At 60.7% G+C, this 15609-nt stretch carries 9 protein-coding genes and 1 pseudogene; 2 read left to right on the top strand and 8 right to left on the bottom strand.

What is annotated here, in order from left to right:
* A pseudogene (locus tag M727_RS0124175) lies at nucleotides 1–1382 on the bottom strand (OmpA family protein); the annotation flags it as partial.
* Nucleotides 1383–1389: 7 nt separating this feature from the next.
* The gene (locus tag M727_RS0124180; RefSeq protein WP_027154818.1) at nucleotides 1390–2055 is read right to left on the bottom strand and encodes a hypothetical protein; all 666 of its coding nucleotides are present in this window, start codon (nucleotides 2053–2055) and stop codon (nucleotides 1390–1392) included.
* A 914-nt stretch (nucleotides 2056–2969) separates the two neighbouring features.
* Between M727_RS0124180 and M727_RS0124185 the strand changes: the two genes are divergently transcribed.
* The gene (locus M727_RS0124185; protein WP_027154819.1) at nucleotides 2970–5948 is read left to right on the top strand and encodes a trifunctional glycosyltransferase/class I SAM-dependent methyltransferase/polysaccharide deacetylase; all 2979 of its coding nucleotides are present in this window, start codon (nucleotides 2970–2972) and stop codon (nucleotides 5946–5948) included.
* Nucleotides 5949–6007: 59 nt separating this feature from the next.
* Here the strand turns inward: M727_RS0124185 and M727_RS0124190 are convergent, their stop codons facing one another.
* The 5 genes from M727_RS0124190 to M727_RS0124210 form a co-directional block, all read right to left on the bottom strand.
* Nucleotides 6008–6688, bottom strand: a complete 681-nt coding sequence (locus M727_RS0124190; RefSeq protein WP_027154820.1) for a redoxin domain-containing protein — start codon at nucleotides 6686–6688, stop codon at nucleotides 6008–6010.
* A gap of 18 nt (nucleotides 6689–6706) precedes the next feature.
* A complete protein-coding gene (locus M727_RS0124195) occupies nucleotides 6707–10006 on the bottom strand; it encodes an adenylate/guanylate cyclase domain-containing protein (protein WP_027154821.1) in 3300 nt (1099 codons plus the stop codon).
* A 287-nt stretch (nucleotides 10007–10293) separates the two neighbouring features.
* Nucleotides 10294–11673 carry a hypothetical protein gene (locus tag M727_RS0124200; protein ID WP_027154822.1) on the bottom strand — a complete coding sequence of 460 codons (1380 nt, stop codon included), beginning with the start codon at nucleotides 11671–11673 and terminating at the stop codon, nucleotides 10294–10296.
* A gap of 184 nt (nucleotides 11674–11857) precedes the next feature.
* A complete protein-coding gene (locus tag M727_RS0124205; protein WP_027154823.1) occupies nucleotides 11858–12382 on the bottom strand; it encodes a GNAT family N-acetyltransferase in 525 nt (174 codons plus the stop codon).
* Between the two features lie 74 nt (nucleotides 12383–12456).
* Nucleotides 12457–13281 carry a hypothetical protein gene (locus tag M727_RS0124210; protein ID WP_027154824.1) on the bottom strand — a complete coding sequence of 275 codons (825 nt, stop codon included), beginning with the start codon at nucleotides 13279–13281 and terminating at the stop codon, nucleotides 12457–12459.
* Between the two features lie 201 nt (nucleotides 13282–13482).
* Between M727_RS0124210 and M727_RS0124215 the strand changes: the two genes are divergently transcribed.
* Nucleotides 13483–14898 (top strand): adenylate/guanylate cyclase domain-containing protein, encoded by a 1416-nt coding sequence (locus tag M727_RS0124215; protein ID WP_027154825.1) that lies wholly within the window; start codon nucleotides 13483–13485, stop codon nucleotides 14896–14898.
* Between the two features lie 65 nt (nucleotides 14899–14963).
* On the opposite strand, the gene M727_RS0124220 is transcribed toward M727_RS0124215, so the two are convergent.
* Nucleotides 14964–15443, bottom strand: coding sequence for a class I SAM-dependent methyltransferase (locus tag M727_RS0124220; RefSeq protein WP_027154826.1), 480 nt, complete (start codon nucleotides 15441–15443; stop codon nucleotides 14964–14966).
* Nucleotides 15444–15609 lie beyond the last annotated feature (166 nt).

Consider the following 15609-nt stretch of genomic DNA (forward strand, 5'->3'; position numbering starts at 1 on the left):
GCCCGATCTATCCAGGTGTCGGGAGCCTCACCCTCGGCAACGATGCGATCCTCGACGATCGAAAGCCGAACCGATTTCGGCGGGGTCAGCGACGCCGTCAGCCGCTTCAGCACGAACTCCGGCTCAAGGCTCTGATAGAATTGCCACTGCGAATGAACGCGGGCAGGATCGACCTGCGTTCCGGACAGCAAAGCCTGCGGGTCGGCGGCAAGCGGGTCTCTCAGGCCGGCAATATAGAATTGGCCATCGCGCACCTTTTGTTCGGCAACGATGATGCCCGGCTGGGTACTCAGCCGCGACACATAGGCCTGCCAGCGTTGCCCGGATTGCCAGGAAAGAAAGAACCAACCGCCTGCCGGAATCAAAACCAGCAGGACTGCAGCCACCACCAGCCACGGAAATCCCTGGTTTGAGTCCTCCTGCTTCAGTTCAACGCAGGATTGCAACTGCGTCTCTATGCCGGCCAACTGCGAACTGTCGCCGTCAAATTGCTCTAAGGCCTGTGAGTATTCATCATGGATGCGAAACAACACATCGCGAACGATTTCATGTAATTCCTCTGGCGGATTTCCCCGGATCACCGCGACCAAGGTCGCAAACGGTCCAACTTCCGACCAGAGACGAAGCTCTCCGAAACGGATAGTGTCCAGGCCGCTTTGTTCTTTCTCGTTAAATGAGTCTTTCACAAAATCTTGAATAGCACTAAGCATCGAAGAAATGAGTTGAGGATCTTCGCTCGTTGCATTATCGGCTGTTACATGCGCTATCAAAAGGCCGGAATTGCGGTTGATAAGAAAGACATGCTCTACACGGTAGACAAGAGAATGCTTAAGAACAACTTCTGAGAAGCTTGCACCCGTTCTCCAAGCTTCAAATCTCCACTTGAGCCCGTGCCAGGTAAATATATGTCTTAAAGTTTCATTCAGCGACTGAAAGGTCTGATCGATCTTTTCCCCGATCGACTTGCGAATTGCCGGCAGAAACACCGGGTATAATATATCCGTAAGCGTGCGCGGGCTCTTCTGGATGGACCGCTGCACGGCCCTCTCGACAGCTGGCGCAAGGGCCTCGCCGAGTTGCGCATGAGGCGCACGTGCGGCTGCACTGGGGAGAACACCCCCCACTGCAGCCGCAAGCTGCTCAGGTTCGTCGAGCAGGTGCGCAACTCGTGAAAGCTCCGAAATTTCGCGGCCGACCAGCAACTGGCGCAGCGTCTCCATGCGAGGATCGGCGGTTGGAACTCCGTAGAGACGCGCACGATAGTCCGGATCGACGTTCCGAGCAATTTCGACCAAAAGATTAGCCAGAGCCTCGCGATCAATCTCTGGATCGTTCGAAGCTGCTCTTTGAGGAAGACTGATTGGGTCGACGGTCGACGTCAAGTTCCGATCAACTCACTTTCCAGCTGCGTTCCGCGTTGTGCTTGCTGCCGACGGGATCCTGATTTAGACATTTTGCAACCTCGACAAACAGGCCGGCCAAAAGATTTCGGTCGGTCTTGACGTTGCTGAGATCGGAAAACATTTTCTCAATCAGCATCTGAATGCTTTCATTCTTTTGCTTGATTTCCTCACGCAGCAATTGATCGCTTCGATTTATCCGGTCCGCGACTTCGCGCTCAAGCTCGCTCAATTGATCCGACAACGCGCGCACCTGCTTTTCAAGCGCCTGATTTTGCTCGCGAAGATTCCGGTCAATCTCCTTGTCGGCCTCGGCTCGTGCATCTTTTTCGTTCCGCAATTGCGCCGCGAGCGATTCGACCTGCTTCTTTGCATTCGACTCGTACATTTCAAGATTGCGCTTGGCCTCGGATTCGACATCCTTGAAGCGCTGCAAGAACCGCTCTTCAAGCTTGGAAAAACGGCGGTCGTAGTCCTGCATCTGGTTGCCGAACAGCAGATCACGTATCTTGTCGACACCTACAGCGTCGCCGGACACCCCGCTCTCGCGGGCCTGGACCCCCATGAAGGCCAGCCCGTTTCCATCTGGATTGTTTATCAGATTTTCGTCCGCTTTACTTGCCGAAGAAGCGGTACTCGAAGATTCCTTAGCCATCCTTATGCCCCTTCATTTGAACACCTGCCACAGTGCAAAACCAAAAAACGCCCAAGCATGTCAGCAAAATACCCGGCTCGCAAGCCGGAATCTTCTTGCCTTAGGCCAATTCGTGCGTCCCTTTTACATCTCTTGGACTAGCACAAATGAACGAGTTCCGATTTGCGTCGCTCTCGCATCTCTTTGTGATAGCAGCCATAACCGGCTAATCTAATCGGCCATTGGACGCAATCTACTATAGAAACGAGTAATACAATGTCAGGCCATAGCGATTGGAGCGCAATTAAGTAGCGCATATTCATTAGAAGTATCTAAATTAACGGGCCTGGCAGTGCGCATACTGTCTCGCACCCGGCTGTATACTGCGACGATCAGCTTCCGATGCGGGCCCAACGGTAGAAGGAAGGTCTTCTTTCGCACGGAGAATGGCTGTTCGAGAATGCACCTCGGAATCGAGGCGTTTCGGTCGATAGCAGGGGAGCAATAGTCCCAATCACTGCAGTCATTCACACCAACGCTTCAGTGGGCCTGCATCTATTGCGCCCCGATTGCAAAAGACGTCAGGTTGCCATAGCTATTGCACGATGCCAGGGACCGCAGCTCGTGGTCATGGCGCCGACTCCGGGGATCGACGACATGAGTATGCGGCATGCTTGGCCTTGACGTCCCTCTGCGACAGCTGGCGCCCAAGCTCGGCGGCACGGATCCGAATGCTGCGCCCGGCTTCCAACATCGGTAGCACGACAGGAGCAAGCTCGCTCTGCAGCCAAATGGCGGCGTCGCGGCGGCTCGGAAGCGTTCGCAGGAGACTGTTTGGACGCAGTGTCGCTGAGGACCGTTTCCTTTGGCAGGAAATCGCCGGCTATGTTTCGGGACTCTGGTTCTACCTTCGAACCAGGCGCGGGTAAGACGGCGTGGCGCATAATCCCTTGGTTTCAATCGTGGTTCCTGCGCACAATGCGGTGGCAACGCTGCCGCGCGCACTCGATTGCCTACTCGATCAGGAAATAGTGGATTGGGAGGCGATCGTCGTCGACGACGCCTCCACGGACGCCACCGCCGCGATCATCGCCGGCTATGTGGAGCACGACGCCAGGTTTCGGACGTTGAGCTCTTGTGCGTATAGCGCCGCCGGCGCGCGCAATAGCGGGATTTCGACAGCGTGCGGACGCTGGCTCATGTTCCTGGATGCGGACGATTGGGTGGGCGCCGGCTTCCTTGCGAAAATGCTGGCCGCACTTGAAGCCGCCCCCGATGCGGTCGCCGCCTATTGCGGTTCCCGGCGCGTGATGCCCGATGGCGAACTCACCCCGTCGAGCATCCCGACGGAGGTTGCGATCCAGCCCTTCGAAACATTCGCGCGCCGGTGCCCTATCCGCACTCACGCGCTGCTCGTCGACCGGAAGACAATTGTCGAGTTGGGCGGCTTCGATGTTTCGCTGCGCACCTGCGAGGACTGGGATCTGTGGCAGCGCCTGGCACGTCTAGGCAAACGTTGGGTGATGGTCGACGAACCGCTCGCTTTCTATCGGACCAGTCCCAACTCGCTCACCCGCAAATCGACGCAGATGCTGGCCGATGCGGAAATCGTGATCGCCCGCGGCTTTTCTCCTGATCCCAGGGTCAAAAAGCCAGCATCGGCTCACGCCAATGGCGCGACCGAAACGAACGGCCGCACCGCTTCCGAAGCACTCGCGTGGTTCGCGTTGTGGAACGCCGCGTCGGATTGCGGCAGCGGCCGCCGCTCGATCAGCCCGCAGACCCTGCGCGCGCTCCCGGCAGGACGTAAGTGGGCGCGTGAGATCGCCAAGGTGGCCTGCGACGGCCTTATGGTAGGAAGCCTATCGGTGCCAGCGCAATTGGCTGCCAGGTGGGACGGGTTCGGCGGCTCCCTCACCGAGTTGATCACCGAACTCGGCAAGGTCTGGGACGATCCCGTCGCGGGTCGCCGCGTCCAGTATCACCTTGAGGAAATGCTTCTCGACTTCGACGATCTTGCCGCGCCGCGCAGGCTGGCGCGGACGCTTGGAATTCGCGTCGATATTCGAAATCCGACCTCGATCGAAATTCCGGAAGGAATCGATCGAATTTATGCCTATCTGACGATGGATGGCCAGATCGAGGCTGTCGCACAGTTCGGCGTACTTGGGAAAGTGACAAGGCGCCATTGGATTGAATTGATCCAGGATTTCGTGCCCCCTGAGCGGCTTTCACAGAGTGCCGCGCGGCTTGCGAGGCGACCGCCTGTACATGCCCCGCAACAGGGCGCCGGTGCCGACAAGTCAAACATATCTGCAGCCGAGGCATTGTTGTCCATCGCGGGACCCCGGTCCGATCGGGACAGCCACTTCGGCAAACTCGCGCGGTTGGCCGCGGAAGCGCGCGGGCTGGTTCGGTCGAGCGCCGAAGCTACAGAGCCGCTTTCAGTGCAGCGCCGTGCATCGGCCGCGGATGGGCACGACAATGATCGCACGTCGTTCTGGAATCGCCGTTTCGCCACCGAGGATCCCTGGAACTACGGTTCGTCCTATGAGCAGGAAAAATATGAGCGGCAGCTCGAAATTCTGCCTGCCGGTCCGATTGGACGGGCGCTTGAGCTGGCCTGCGCGGAGGGGCATTTCACGCGGCAGCTGGCGCCGCGAGTGGGCCATTTGACCGCAACCGACATCTCCCCCGTAGCCATCGGGCGAGCGCGCGCGCGATGCAGCGATCAGCCGAATGTCGAGTTCGGCGTACTGGACTTCTGCGCGGACACGCTGCCTGGTGAGATGGACCTGATCGTCTGTTCGGAAGTGCTCTACTATCTGGATGATCTCGCCGAGTTGCGGCGCATCGCCAAAAAAATCGTCGAGGCATTGGCGCCTGGCGGCAGTTTCATCAACGCACACGCATTCGTATTACGTGACAATGTTGAAAGGACCGGCTTCGACTGGAACACATTCGGTGCACAAGCGATCTCAGAGACGCTGGCAGCGACCGAAGGCCTCGCCCTCGATCAATCGATCCAGACCGAGCTCTATCGCGTAGACCGCTTCCGCCGCCTGTCGCCGGACGAGGTGGCGACGGAACCGCTGATCGATCATGCGCCAATCCGCGCGCGCCTCGAAATCGGGGTCGCGCGAAATATCGTCTGGGGCGGGGCACGGGCCCTGCGCCGCGACGTTGCGCGTAGCGAGCGGCGGCAGCGTATCCCTGTCCTCATGTATCACGGCGTCGCCGATGAAGGTCCGGCCGCGCTCGCCCGTTTTCGGCTCACGCCCGCCGCATTCCACAGTCAGATGGCATGGCTGCGCGCCAATGGCTTTCACGCGATTAGGTCCGAGCAGCTGGAACGGTTCATCGCCAGCCGTCAACCTTTCGCTGGCCGCCCAGTGCTCATCACCTTCGACGACGGCTTCCAGAACTTTGCCGACCATGCCTGGCCGATCTTGCGCGCGAACGACCTGACCGCGGAAGTGTTCCTGGTGACGGACCTGGTGGGTGAAAGTGCACTGTGGGACGCCGACAGCGGTCCGCCGACACAGCTTATGGACGCCGGGACGGTGCGACGCCTCGCCGCCGAAGGTGCGTTCTTCGGAAGCCATCTGGCGACGCATCGCGCCATCGATGGTCTGTCGAGCTCCGACCTGGCCGCCGAGCTCCTGCGCTCTCGCATGTTCATCGAACGGTGGACCGGTCGGCCAACCACGGCGTTCGCGGCACCCTTTTCTGTCACCGACCGACGGCTTGGCCGGCTGGCCAAGGAGTGCGGCTATCGGATCGGCTTCGGCGGCAGACACGGGCCGGCGGACCTCGATTGCGATCCCATCGACCTTCCGCGCATCGAGATTCGCGGGGATCGCTCACTCGATGACTTTGTAGCCAAGGTCGAGGCCGTGCTCGAAGAACGGTGAACTCGTCTCGTCAGTGTCATTTCAGTGTCCCGCCCGTTTACCTTACCTCGTTCGCAAGTCTATTGGGCGACTTGGGACACGGCTGACATCAGCTCCTGAGGGCTTGGCGCCCCAAACATGTATCGCCCACCCTCTGGAACCTCCGTGAAGCTCCAGCGGACGATCCCCTGCCGGTCCAGCAGGAACTGACCGACCAGTTGTCCGTGTCCCGTTGCCACCATCTGCTCGTCGGCTTCGGTCACTTCGTAATGGTCCATCTTGTTGAGGATTTCGGTGGCCGCAATAGGATCCATAGGACCGGGCAACTCGCCTGGTATGTCGACCCGCATATCCTTTACCGCTGCCATCGAGACCTTGTACGGCCAGTTCGTCTCGTTTTGGGTGAATTCGAGATTGGGCAGTCCAAAAGCACGATGTGAAGCGCGCTCAGGGTCGGAGGCCGCAAGCAGATTCGGCATCGGGTGGTAGCGGAAATAGAGGCGCGCCCGTTCGATCGGGGTGTTGACCACCGTCAGGCTCTCCACGCCCTTTTCGCGCAGCTCCGGATCAAGCCGCGCCTGGGCGGCGATATAGCGCCGGCAAAACGCACAATGCAGACCTCGAAACAGGCCGACCAGCACCGGTTTTTGTCCGCGATAGTCGTCAAGCGCGATCTTGCCTTCCTGGGTAATGGCGTCGAGTACCAAGTTCGGCGCACGGTCGCCCGGTTGAAGCGGTACCAAGTCACTACGCGCGGACATTTCCAACCTCCAACCCGGCTAGTCGAGAAAAGGCAGCACCACAAGCGCTTCCGGGTCGAGCCCGTGCTGGGCGCATATGCCCTGCGCCAGGGAAAAGTAGCGTTCGGCCTCGGCCAGATTGTCGAGGTCGAGATTAAGCGTTGCGAGACCATCATAGCACGGAAACAGCAGTTGGGGTTCGCCCGTTTCGCGGGCTACGTCCAGTGCTTCGTGGAACAAGCCGACCGCCAGTTCCGGACGGCCGTGGCACTGGTGGATCTGCCCAAGCACGATCAACGGCACCGCCAGGTGCTCGCGCTGGTCGAGCGCCCGGTCGATCTCGATGGCCTTCTCGGCAGCAGGCACGCCCTCCGTTGGACAGCGATCCGTGAAAGTACAACAAGCGACAGCCAGATTGGCGAGAAGGCGCGCCTGGAAACCCAAATCACCAATATGGCGCGCCACTTCAAGACCGCGCCGACAGACCTCCATCGCCTGTGCCGGATCGATAGTCGTGTAAAGCACGCCGAGATTGGTGTAGCCGCGACAGGCCGCGCCCAGTAGACCGGCGGCTTCGGCCAATTCAATGCTACGCTCAACCTGACGCACGGCTTCACGGCTTCGCCCAAGGCGAGCCAGCGCAACAGCCTTGGTATTAAGTGCCTCGGCGGTCACAAGAGTGGCATCACATCCTACCTCGGAGACATGCTCCGTTGTCAGAGTGCGTACGCAATCCAGCGCCGCGTCTGCCCATTTTACCGCGAGAGCGTGATCTCCGCTACGGAACGCCTGTCGGCCACGTTCTTGCCAGAGTTGCGCTTGCTCGATCGGAGCATCCGCTCCATCGAGGAGCGCTGCCGCTTCAGCATAGCGGGATTCTGCGTTGTCCCGCTTGCCGACGTCCCAGAGCAGCCGACCGATCTTACGCAAAACTCGCGCCGAAGCGACACGATTGGCTGACTTGCGGTATGCCTGCAACACCGTCTCGTAGTGGTGGTGCGCGATCTCGCGGCGGCCTACCGGGCCGCTCAAATCGGCAATGCGCTCTGCAATTGCCAGTTTGAGCGGTGTTTGCCCGATCGCGCCGAACGCAGTCAGTGCTCGATCGTAGAAACGAAGGGCGTCGTCGTTGGCGTATATCATGCGAGCGCGATCGCCCGCCGCCTGCAGGTAATGCGCGCCCTTCTCCCCCTCGGCGCTCTGTGCGAAATGATAACCGAGCACGGTCAAATCCTCGAGCCGTTCCGGCTTGTCGCCGCACAGTTGCTCCAAGGCAGCGCCGACCCGCCCGTGGATGTCGGTCCGGCGTTGCAGGAGCAGATTCTGGTAGATCACGTCCTGCAGCAGTGTTTGCGTAAAGCGGTAGCTTTGCGACGAGACCGAGCCTGATCCGGCAACTTCCTCGATGATTTCCGCATCGCAAAGCAGTTCGCAGCCGGCTTCTAGCCGGCCGGGGTCGGCTGTCACGGTTTTCAGAAGTGTGGCATTGAAGCGCGGGCCGATTACCGCGGCTTCCTGGGCCAACCGGCGCGCCTCTTGAGGCAGCCGGTCGACGCGAGCAAGCAACATTGCCTGGATAGTGGCGGGAATGCCGGTTGCCACTTCGCCTGCCACAGTCCGCCATCGCTGGCCCTCGCGCATCAGTACACCGCGATCGATAAGGCCGCGAATGATCTCCTCTACAAAAAAGGGGTTGCCGCCCGCGCGCTCGAGGATCTGGTCGAGAAGCCCTCCTGCGGAGTTTACCCAGCTCTCGCCGAAAAGCGCCGCCAGCAGGCCGCGTCCGTCATCACTGTTGAGCGGCGAAAGCCTCAGCGCTGTGTGACTGACCCGACTTGAGTCGAGCTGGTCATTGTCCGGCGCCGGACGATGCGTGACCAGCACCATCAACCGCGTGCGCACTAACCTGTCCATCACGAAACGTAGTGCCTCGAGCGACACGGCGTCGGCCCAGTGCAGGTCTTCGACGACAATCAACAGCGGCGACAACGCAAGCCGCCGTTCGATGATTGTGCGGACTGCGTAGAGAATTTGCCGCCGCAGCTGCTCGGGCTCGACATGCTGCAAGGTGGCATCGGGGTCGCCAAGGCCAAGCACATGGTAGAGCAAAGGCATCAGCCGCTTCGCCTCCTCGCCCTGCAGGCCGAGATCGGCAAGCAAGCCTGCGAGCTTCCCCCGCATTTCGTCCCCATTGTCGTTTTTCATCATCCCGGCAGCGCTGCGCACCACTGCGCCCAAGGCGCCAAATGATTGTTCGCCCAGCGGTGAGCACGTGGCCTGCCGCACGGCGACGTTGCGAAAACGATCCTCGTCGCCGACGCGGGCGACGAACTCGTTCACCAGCCGCGATTTCCCGATACCGGCTTCTCCGACGAGGCGGACAAGTTGGGCCGAGCCGCCGCACGCCTGGTCAAGGCTCGCCAGCATTCTATTGAGCTCCGCACCACGACCTATTATCGGCGCACTGAGGCCGAGCGCCTCGAGCCCACGCGCTGCACGCGGCGCCGCAAGCGGTGCATCCAGTCGATGGACGAGCACACTGCCAGCCTTGCCGCGAAGCACGACATCACCCAGCGACTCGTAAGAGAAGGCGTGCCGGGTCAGCCTGTGAGTGAGCTCGCCTACCAGCACCTCACCCGGTGCGGCCAGCGATTGCAGGCGTTGCGCCGTATTCACTGTATCGCCGGTCACCGAATAGGATTTGGCGGTGCCGACGCCCAATCCGCCAGTGACGACCGGACCAGTGTTTATGCCGATATGGAGTGACAGAGGCGAGCCGGAGTGGGGGGTGCTTTCGCCGAGCCGCGCCGTCCGGGCGATCATGTCGAGAGCGGCGCGAAGCGCACGTTCCGGATCGTCCTCATGCGCGACCGGCGCACCGAACAAAGCGAGCAGTGCATCGCCGATGAATTTGTCGACGAAACCGCCAAAGTTTCGCACGGCCGCCGTCAATTCCTTGAACAGTTTGTTCTGCAGCGCTTGCATGACCTCGGGGTCGAGCTGCTCGCTGAGTGTTGTGAAGCCGCAAAGGTCGGCGAACAGGACCGTTACCGTCCGGCGATCGGCGTCAGAGACGGGATACTGCCCATCTTCGCTTTCGATGTTCGGAAGCAGCGACGGAGTTCGAGAAGGCTGCACAATGGTCCGGCTTGGCGTCGGAGCAGGCCGTTCGACGGCTTTTGCGGGCGCACCGACGCTTGCCCCACATTTCGGACAGAACTCGAAATCAGGTGCGCAGCGGTAGCCGCAACTGGCGCATGGCACGGGCTGGCGCCTGCCACACCTCGGACAGAAAGCGTAACCGCCCTCAACCTCGAAACCGCAGCCCGAGCAGTCCATCGAACAAGACCTCACTAGGGGCCGTGACGGCGTGATCTCGCTACGCACTTCACGGCCAAGGTTCACAAGAATGAACCGATAGCCGTCGACCAGCAAGCGGCAGCGCAAATGGGCATCGAGCGATCCGTGTGGGTCCGGTGGCAGAGCGCTGCCGATCGAGGCGGAAGCCGTCGTCGAAATCCCGAAAGGCATCAGCGTCAAGGACGCGGCCGGATCAGACGCCAGAGGCTCACCGATAGATCGCCGTCGCTTGCGGTTGCGCACCAGAAAATCAACCTGAAGTAGGCTCAGTTCGCCTTGATCTCTGCCTGGCCGATCTTGCGCCATCGGGCGTTTTCGCGAACCAGCTTCAGGTCGTCGGTCGCCTCGGCAAATGTCCGCAAACGGTATTGCCGGAGCAGGGCCGGGAAGAGCGCCCCTTTCGGCAGGCCGGCAAGCTGCTCGCGGACCGAGATCTTTTCATCGATGACCCGCATGCCCCAGGCATTTTCCCGAACCTGCAACTCCGCAGCCAGATCGCGCTCTTCCGGCGCGTTTTCATCTAGCGCAGCCAGCAGGATCGAGTGGAAAAGCGCTACATAACCAATCTGTCTCAGGCCGCCCACAACCCGCACGCGCGGCAATATGGCAAGGACCAGGAACATCAGGAACAAGTTCGGCAGCAGCACGCCGTCCAGCAGCGCCTGCCTGAGATGCGGCCGCTCGAACGGGATGGAAAGACCATGCGGCCTGCCAGGCTCGATCAGGTGCCCGTTATCGAGGACGAGCTTGCGCACGCGCTCCTCGCGGATACCCCAGAAATAGGCCGTGGCATTGGGCAGGAACCTGCCAAATGGGCTCGATGCGGCTGCTTGCAAGGCACGTTCGAGACGCTGGCGCCTTGCGGGCTCAAGGAGCAGCCTGGAAACAAGGCTGCCGTCATTTTCCAGATGCCGCGCCATGGCAGCCGCGGCGAGCCGATCATCGATGAAAACCGGCTGGGCCATGCCGGAACGATCCCAATCGGCGACCAGATCCTCGTTGAGGGCTGTCAGCGCATCGGCGGCGGTTCCAAACACCTTGTCCTGGCTGGCAAGCAGTGTGCCCAGCCAGCGGCTGGCATCCGTTTCGTCGCCCACCGCTTCGAGCGCGCGCTTGTTGAGGGTGACGGGACCGGCCACGCAGGCGCTTTTGCGGCACAGTTTGTGGCGCCCCATGCCAAACAGGTTGACCTTGTCGTCACCGACATCGAGCCATCCCGGCCCCTCCCGGCCAATTGTCTCCATGGTCATCGTCGTTCCCATGAAGCTGAAGAAGGCCGACAGCCCGTTTTCGACCGCGCCGAGCCAGGCAAGCAGGAGGGCATCGAAGGTGATCCGGTCCATCAGAAGCAGGCAGTGCAGGCCGGACTGAATCACCGGTCTGTATTCGAACTCGTCGAGGACCTTGCCGATCTCTTCAGGCTGCATGATCACACCAAGGCGCTGATGCAGGACTTCGCGCAGGATCGAGCGGGCAGCGATCGCCGGGCCCGATGCAGGCCTTGCCACCGGCCGCCACAGATGGCGGGCGTAGTCGGAAACCGGTGCATTCCAGTTCTGCTCGATGTCGCGCACGACTTCCGGGCAGAGCAGCGACAGCACTGCCAGAATTTCCACCGGAGGCGTAGGGTCAAAGACGGCGGTCATTGGTCCCGTCTAGCCGCTTGCCGTGCAAACGCCAAGGGAGACCAGACTTGCTGGATGCGACCGGCCCACACATGGAGGCGAAATTGACCGTATCCAACGCAGGTCTCCATGAGCAATCGCCTGTTCGCGCCGACTCGGCACGAATTATCAGATTGGCTAAACAGTTAGGACCAAACAGCGGATCTCAGAACCGCAGCCGGGCCATGCTCAGGAGGTCATGGTACTGGCCGTCGGTAAAACCGGCCTTCACATGTCGGCCTTCGACCTTGAAGCCGTGTCTTGTGTAGAGACGGATGGCCGGTTCGTTGTCGGCATAGACGGTCAATTCGACCCGCTTCAGGGCGCGCCAGTTGTCGGCCACGTCAAGCAGCGCGCCAAGTATGGCAGAGCCGATACCCTTGCCGACAAAGGCATCGTCAAGGCCGATATTGATCTCGCCGATATGCGAACGGCGCGGCGAACCCTGCACGACCAGGCTGCCATGGCCGACGACCTTGCCGTCCAACTCGGCAACGATCCAGGTGGTTTCCTGGCCGGACTTGGCGATGCGCCGCTCCACCTGCTCCACCATCTCGAAGGGCATCCTGAGCGTGCCCCAGCGGAAGCCCGGCATGTTGAAGATAGCGCAAAGCGCCTCAGCATCGCTCAGCCGGACGGACCGGAGCTGCGGCTGGATTTTCTTTGGGGATGGCGAGGTCGTGCTGGTCATGGCTTTCCCGGCGAAGGCAATCGGCACGCCACGATGCACCGGACGTCACCTGAAAATCCAGCCGTCTGTGCAACCTATGATGCCGATTGCGAGCTAAAATACCGGGAGGCGGCGTAGAGTTTGAAGACGCCGCTGATGCCGATCCAGCCGAAAAGGGCGAGCCAGCACAATGTCCCGGTCGCTGTCCAGTCGATCCGGTGCACCGCAGCGTCGGTGATGACGAGGCCAAGGATGGCAAGCAGGCCAACGAGAAACTGCGCCAAGCCGAGCACCAGCAGTTCCTCGCGCGGAGCGCTTCTCCAGACAAGATATATACCGCCCGCACCGGCCAGGAAGATGGCGCTGTAGACCTGAGCGTGGAAGGCATCGATCGGCCATGGCCAGATGCTGCCGAATGTCAGGGGAAACAGCAACAGGCCGACGCCATAGAGCCCAAGGATCGCCGATTCCACCGGCATGTAGCCGCGCCATACGGGGGTTAAGGTCACGCCATTTGCTGAAGGACGGGCCCTGGCCCGCCACAGGAACAGCCCGGATACCGCGACCGAAGCGAGATAGACCAAAAACCAGAGCCAGGGCGCTTTGCGCTCGAAGTTGAAATAGCCGAGATTGATGAACGAAGCCACCGACACGATGGCGGTGAAGATGAAGGCCATGACGAGCACGAGCCGGCCGGGTGACCAGCGATTCCAGACCAGCAGCGCCGCCATCACGACCATTTCGGCGGTGTAGAAGCCGCCGAGGAAGCGGGCATTGAACGGCGTGACGGCCCAAGGCCAGCGCGGCTTGACCAGCACAGGCGCGAAAAACAGGCCGGCGCCGACGATCAGGACGATGATGACCACCACAGAGAAAAGGCGCAGGGCCGCGGGAAATTGCGGGTTGTTGGATGTCGGCATGGGAGAAGACCCCAAAGATGAATGCCCCGCCATCCTAGTGCCGCTTGCGGCCAGTGAAAATCCGCCGAATGGAAATTGAACTGTCACCAGGCCTATCCATTCGAATGGTCGTACGGTCCGTTTCGAAGTAAGATGGAGCGCTCGGACCAAAGACCGGTCCGGTCAACACGCCTGGATGGCGCATTTTCCGGAGCCTGCACGATGAACGAAGCTCAGGATCTGTTCTCGCTTCTGCGGCAATCGACCGATGTCGATCCGCAGGCAATCGACGCGATCAGGCGAACCATCGCGGAGGGCAAGGACCGCGAACTTTGCCGCATCAATGCGCCAGCCTTCGCCAGCAAGCATGGCCTCGACGAGGAACGCGCCATAAGCGCCTTTCTCCATGCGGCGCGGGTGGGCATCTTCGACATTTCCTGGAATGTCCTATGCCCCGGCTGTGGCGGCGTGCTCGACTCCAACGCCACGCTGAAAACCCTGCAGAAGGACGAATACACCTGCGCGCTGTGCTCCGAGGGCTATTCGCCGACCCTCGACGAGATGGTCGAGGTGACATTCACCGTCAGTCCTCGCGTGCGCAGGATTGCCGCCCACAATCCACACGAACTGCCGTTGGTGGAATATTTCCGCCAGATCTACTGGGCGTCCGGCGTCGATCTGCCGGAAGAGGATTTCGCGAAAAAGATAGAAGCGTTCTCGTTGGAGGATATCGAGCTTGCCCCCGGTGAAAAGGCGGTTCTGCCCATCCAGCTTCCGTCTGAGTTCGTCATCGTCTTCGAGCCGGTCACCCATTCAGCGCAGTTCATCGACGGGAAGGGTGAACCAACAAAAGAGCGCCGAAGCCTCTCTTTGGTCTTCGACCGCGACCATGTCCAGAACCAGACGCTGGAGATGCAACCCGGCCCGTTGCGCATTTCGCTGGAGAACAGGACCGACACCCGCGTGCTGCCGACGGTCTTCATCGCCGGCCAGGAATTGCATGATCTCCTGGGCAAACGCCGGCCCTTCCTGACTGCCAAGCGCCTGCTCACCAACCAGACGTTCCGCGATCTCTATCGCACGGATACGCTCGACATCGACCAGCGCCTGAAAATCACCAGCCTGACCTTCCTGTTCACCGACCTGCGCGGATCGACCGAGCTTTACGAGCGGGTTGGCGATCTTTCAGCCTTCGATCTCGTGCGCGTGCATTTCCAGGTTCTGCACGAGATCGTCGCGGCGGAGGCAGGCGCGGTGGTGAAGACGATCGGTGATGCGGTGATGGCGACCTTCGCGACGCCCGATCGTGCGATTGCTGCGGCCCTCAGGATGCGCGATGCCATGCGTGAGCTCAACGACAAGAGCGGGCGCGAGGATCTGCTGCTCAAGATCGGAGTCCATGCCGGCCCCTGCATCGCCGTGTCTATGAACGAGCGACAGGACTATTTCGGCCAGACGGTCAACATTGCTTCACGGGTCCAGAACCTTGCCAACGCACAGGCGATCTTCGCCACTCGTGCCGTGGTCGACGACAATCTCACCGCCGATCTGTTGCACAGGAACGCGCTGACGCCCGTGCCCCACGAGGTCTCGCTGCGCGGCATTGAGCGGGAGATAGCAGTATATATGATCCCCTGAAGATTTGGCCCCAAAGATTTGGCCCCGAAGATTTGGCCGCCAAATATTCGGGTCGTCTCGGCTCCTCACACGCGCCTGCAGACAAAATAACGATCGGCGGGCACCGAAGGCGGCGGCGGGAGGCGTTGCAACAGCGGGTGCTCGAGCGGCGTGCCGCTGACCGCGAAGCCGCCGACGCGAAGCAGGCGCGCGATCAGATCGGGAAGCCAGGTAGAGGTCACTGCATCGCGATCGTCATAGCCGGTGCCGATGTCAGCATGAACAAGAGCCGCGTCGATGCCAATGAACCTCTTCGCCGTCTCGCGTATTTCGCCGAGCACGAAGTCTTCAGCGTCGGGAATTGAGCTGGCGTGTGCGCTAAGTTCGCGGTCGAACACCACAATCCGGCGTCCGGGCAGGCGCTCGCGCAGATGGTGGAACGTCCGGCCGTTGCCGAGGCCGAGCTCGAGCACCAGCCCTTCCATCTTCGCCACCTCGGGGCAAACTTGATCGAGAATGTCGCGCTGTGCGGTCATCCTGCTGATGAAATTCTCAAGGCGAGTCATATGCGTTTGTGTGTCCTGAAACCAGCTCAAGAGATCGGCAATGCCCGCGACCAGAACGGTTCACAGGTGAAACCCAAGGGCGACGTGTTAAACCCCGATCGCGTCTCGGCACCTATAGAGGCGAACGATGAACGCTGCAATAACCGAACAGGCTGCCGACAGGATC

The sequence above is a fragment of the Mesorhizobium sp. WSM2561 genome (assembly GCF_000513915.1).
Classification (GTDB): domain Bacteria; phylum Pseudomonadota; class Alphaproteobacteria; order Rhizobiales; family Rhizobiaceae; genus Mesorhizobium; species Mesorhizobium muleiense.

Coding starts and splice junctions, on each gene's coding strand:
- M727_RS0124180 (WP_027154818.1), bottom strand. CDS start 2,055: ATGGCTAAGGAATCTTCGAGTACCGCTTCTTCGGCAAGTAAAGCGGAC.
- M727_RS0124190 (WP_027154820.1), bottom strand. CDS start 6,688: ATGTCCGCGCGTAGTGACTTGGTACCGCTTCAACCGGGCGACCGTGCG.
- M727_RS0124195 (WP_027154821.1), bottom strand. CDS start 10,006: ATGGACTGCTCGGGCTGCGGTTTCGAGGTTGAGGGCGGTTACGCTTTC.
- M727_RS0124200 (WP_027154822.1), bottom strand. CDS start 11,673: ATGACCGCCGTCTTTGACCCTACGCCTCCGGTGGAAATTCTGGCAGTG.
- M727_RS0124205 (WP_027154823.1), bottom strand. CDS start 12,382: ATGACCAGCACGACCTCGCCATCCCCAAAGAAAATCCAGCCGCAGCTC.
- M727_RS0124210 (WP_027154824.1), bottom strand. CDS start 13,281: ATGCCGACATCCAACAACCCGCAATTTCCCGCGGCCCTGCGCCTTTTC.
- M727_RS0124215 (WP_027154825.1), top strand. CDS start 13,483: ATGAACGAAGCTCAGGATCTGTTCTCGCTTCTGCGGCAATCGACCGAT.
- M727_RS0124220 (WP_027154826.1), bottom strand. CDS start 15,443: ATGACTCGCCTTGAGAATTTCATCAGCAGGATGACCGCACAGCGCGAC.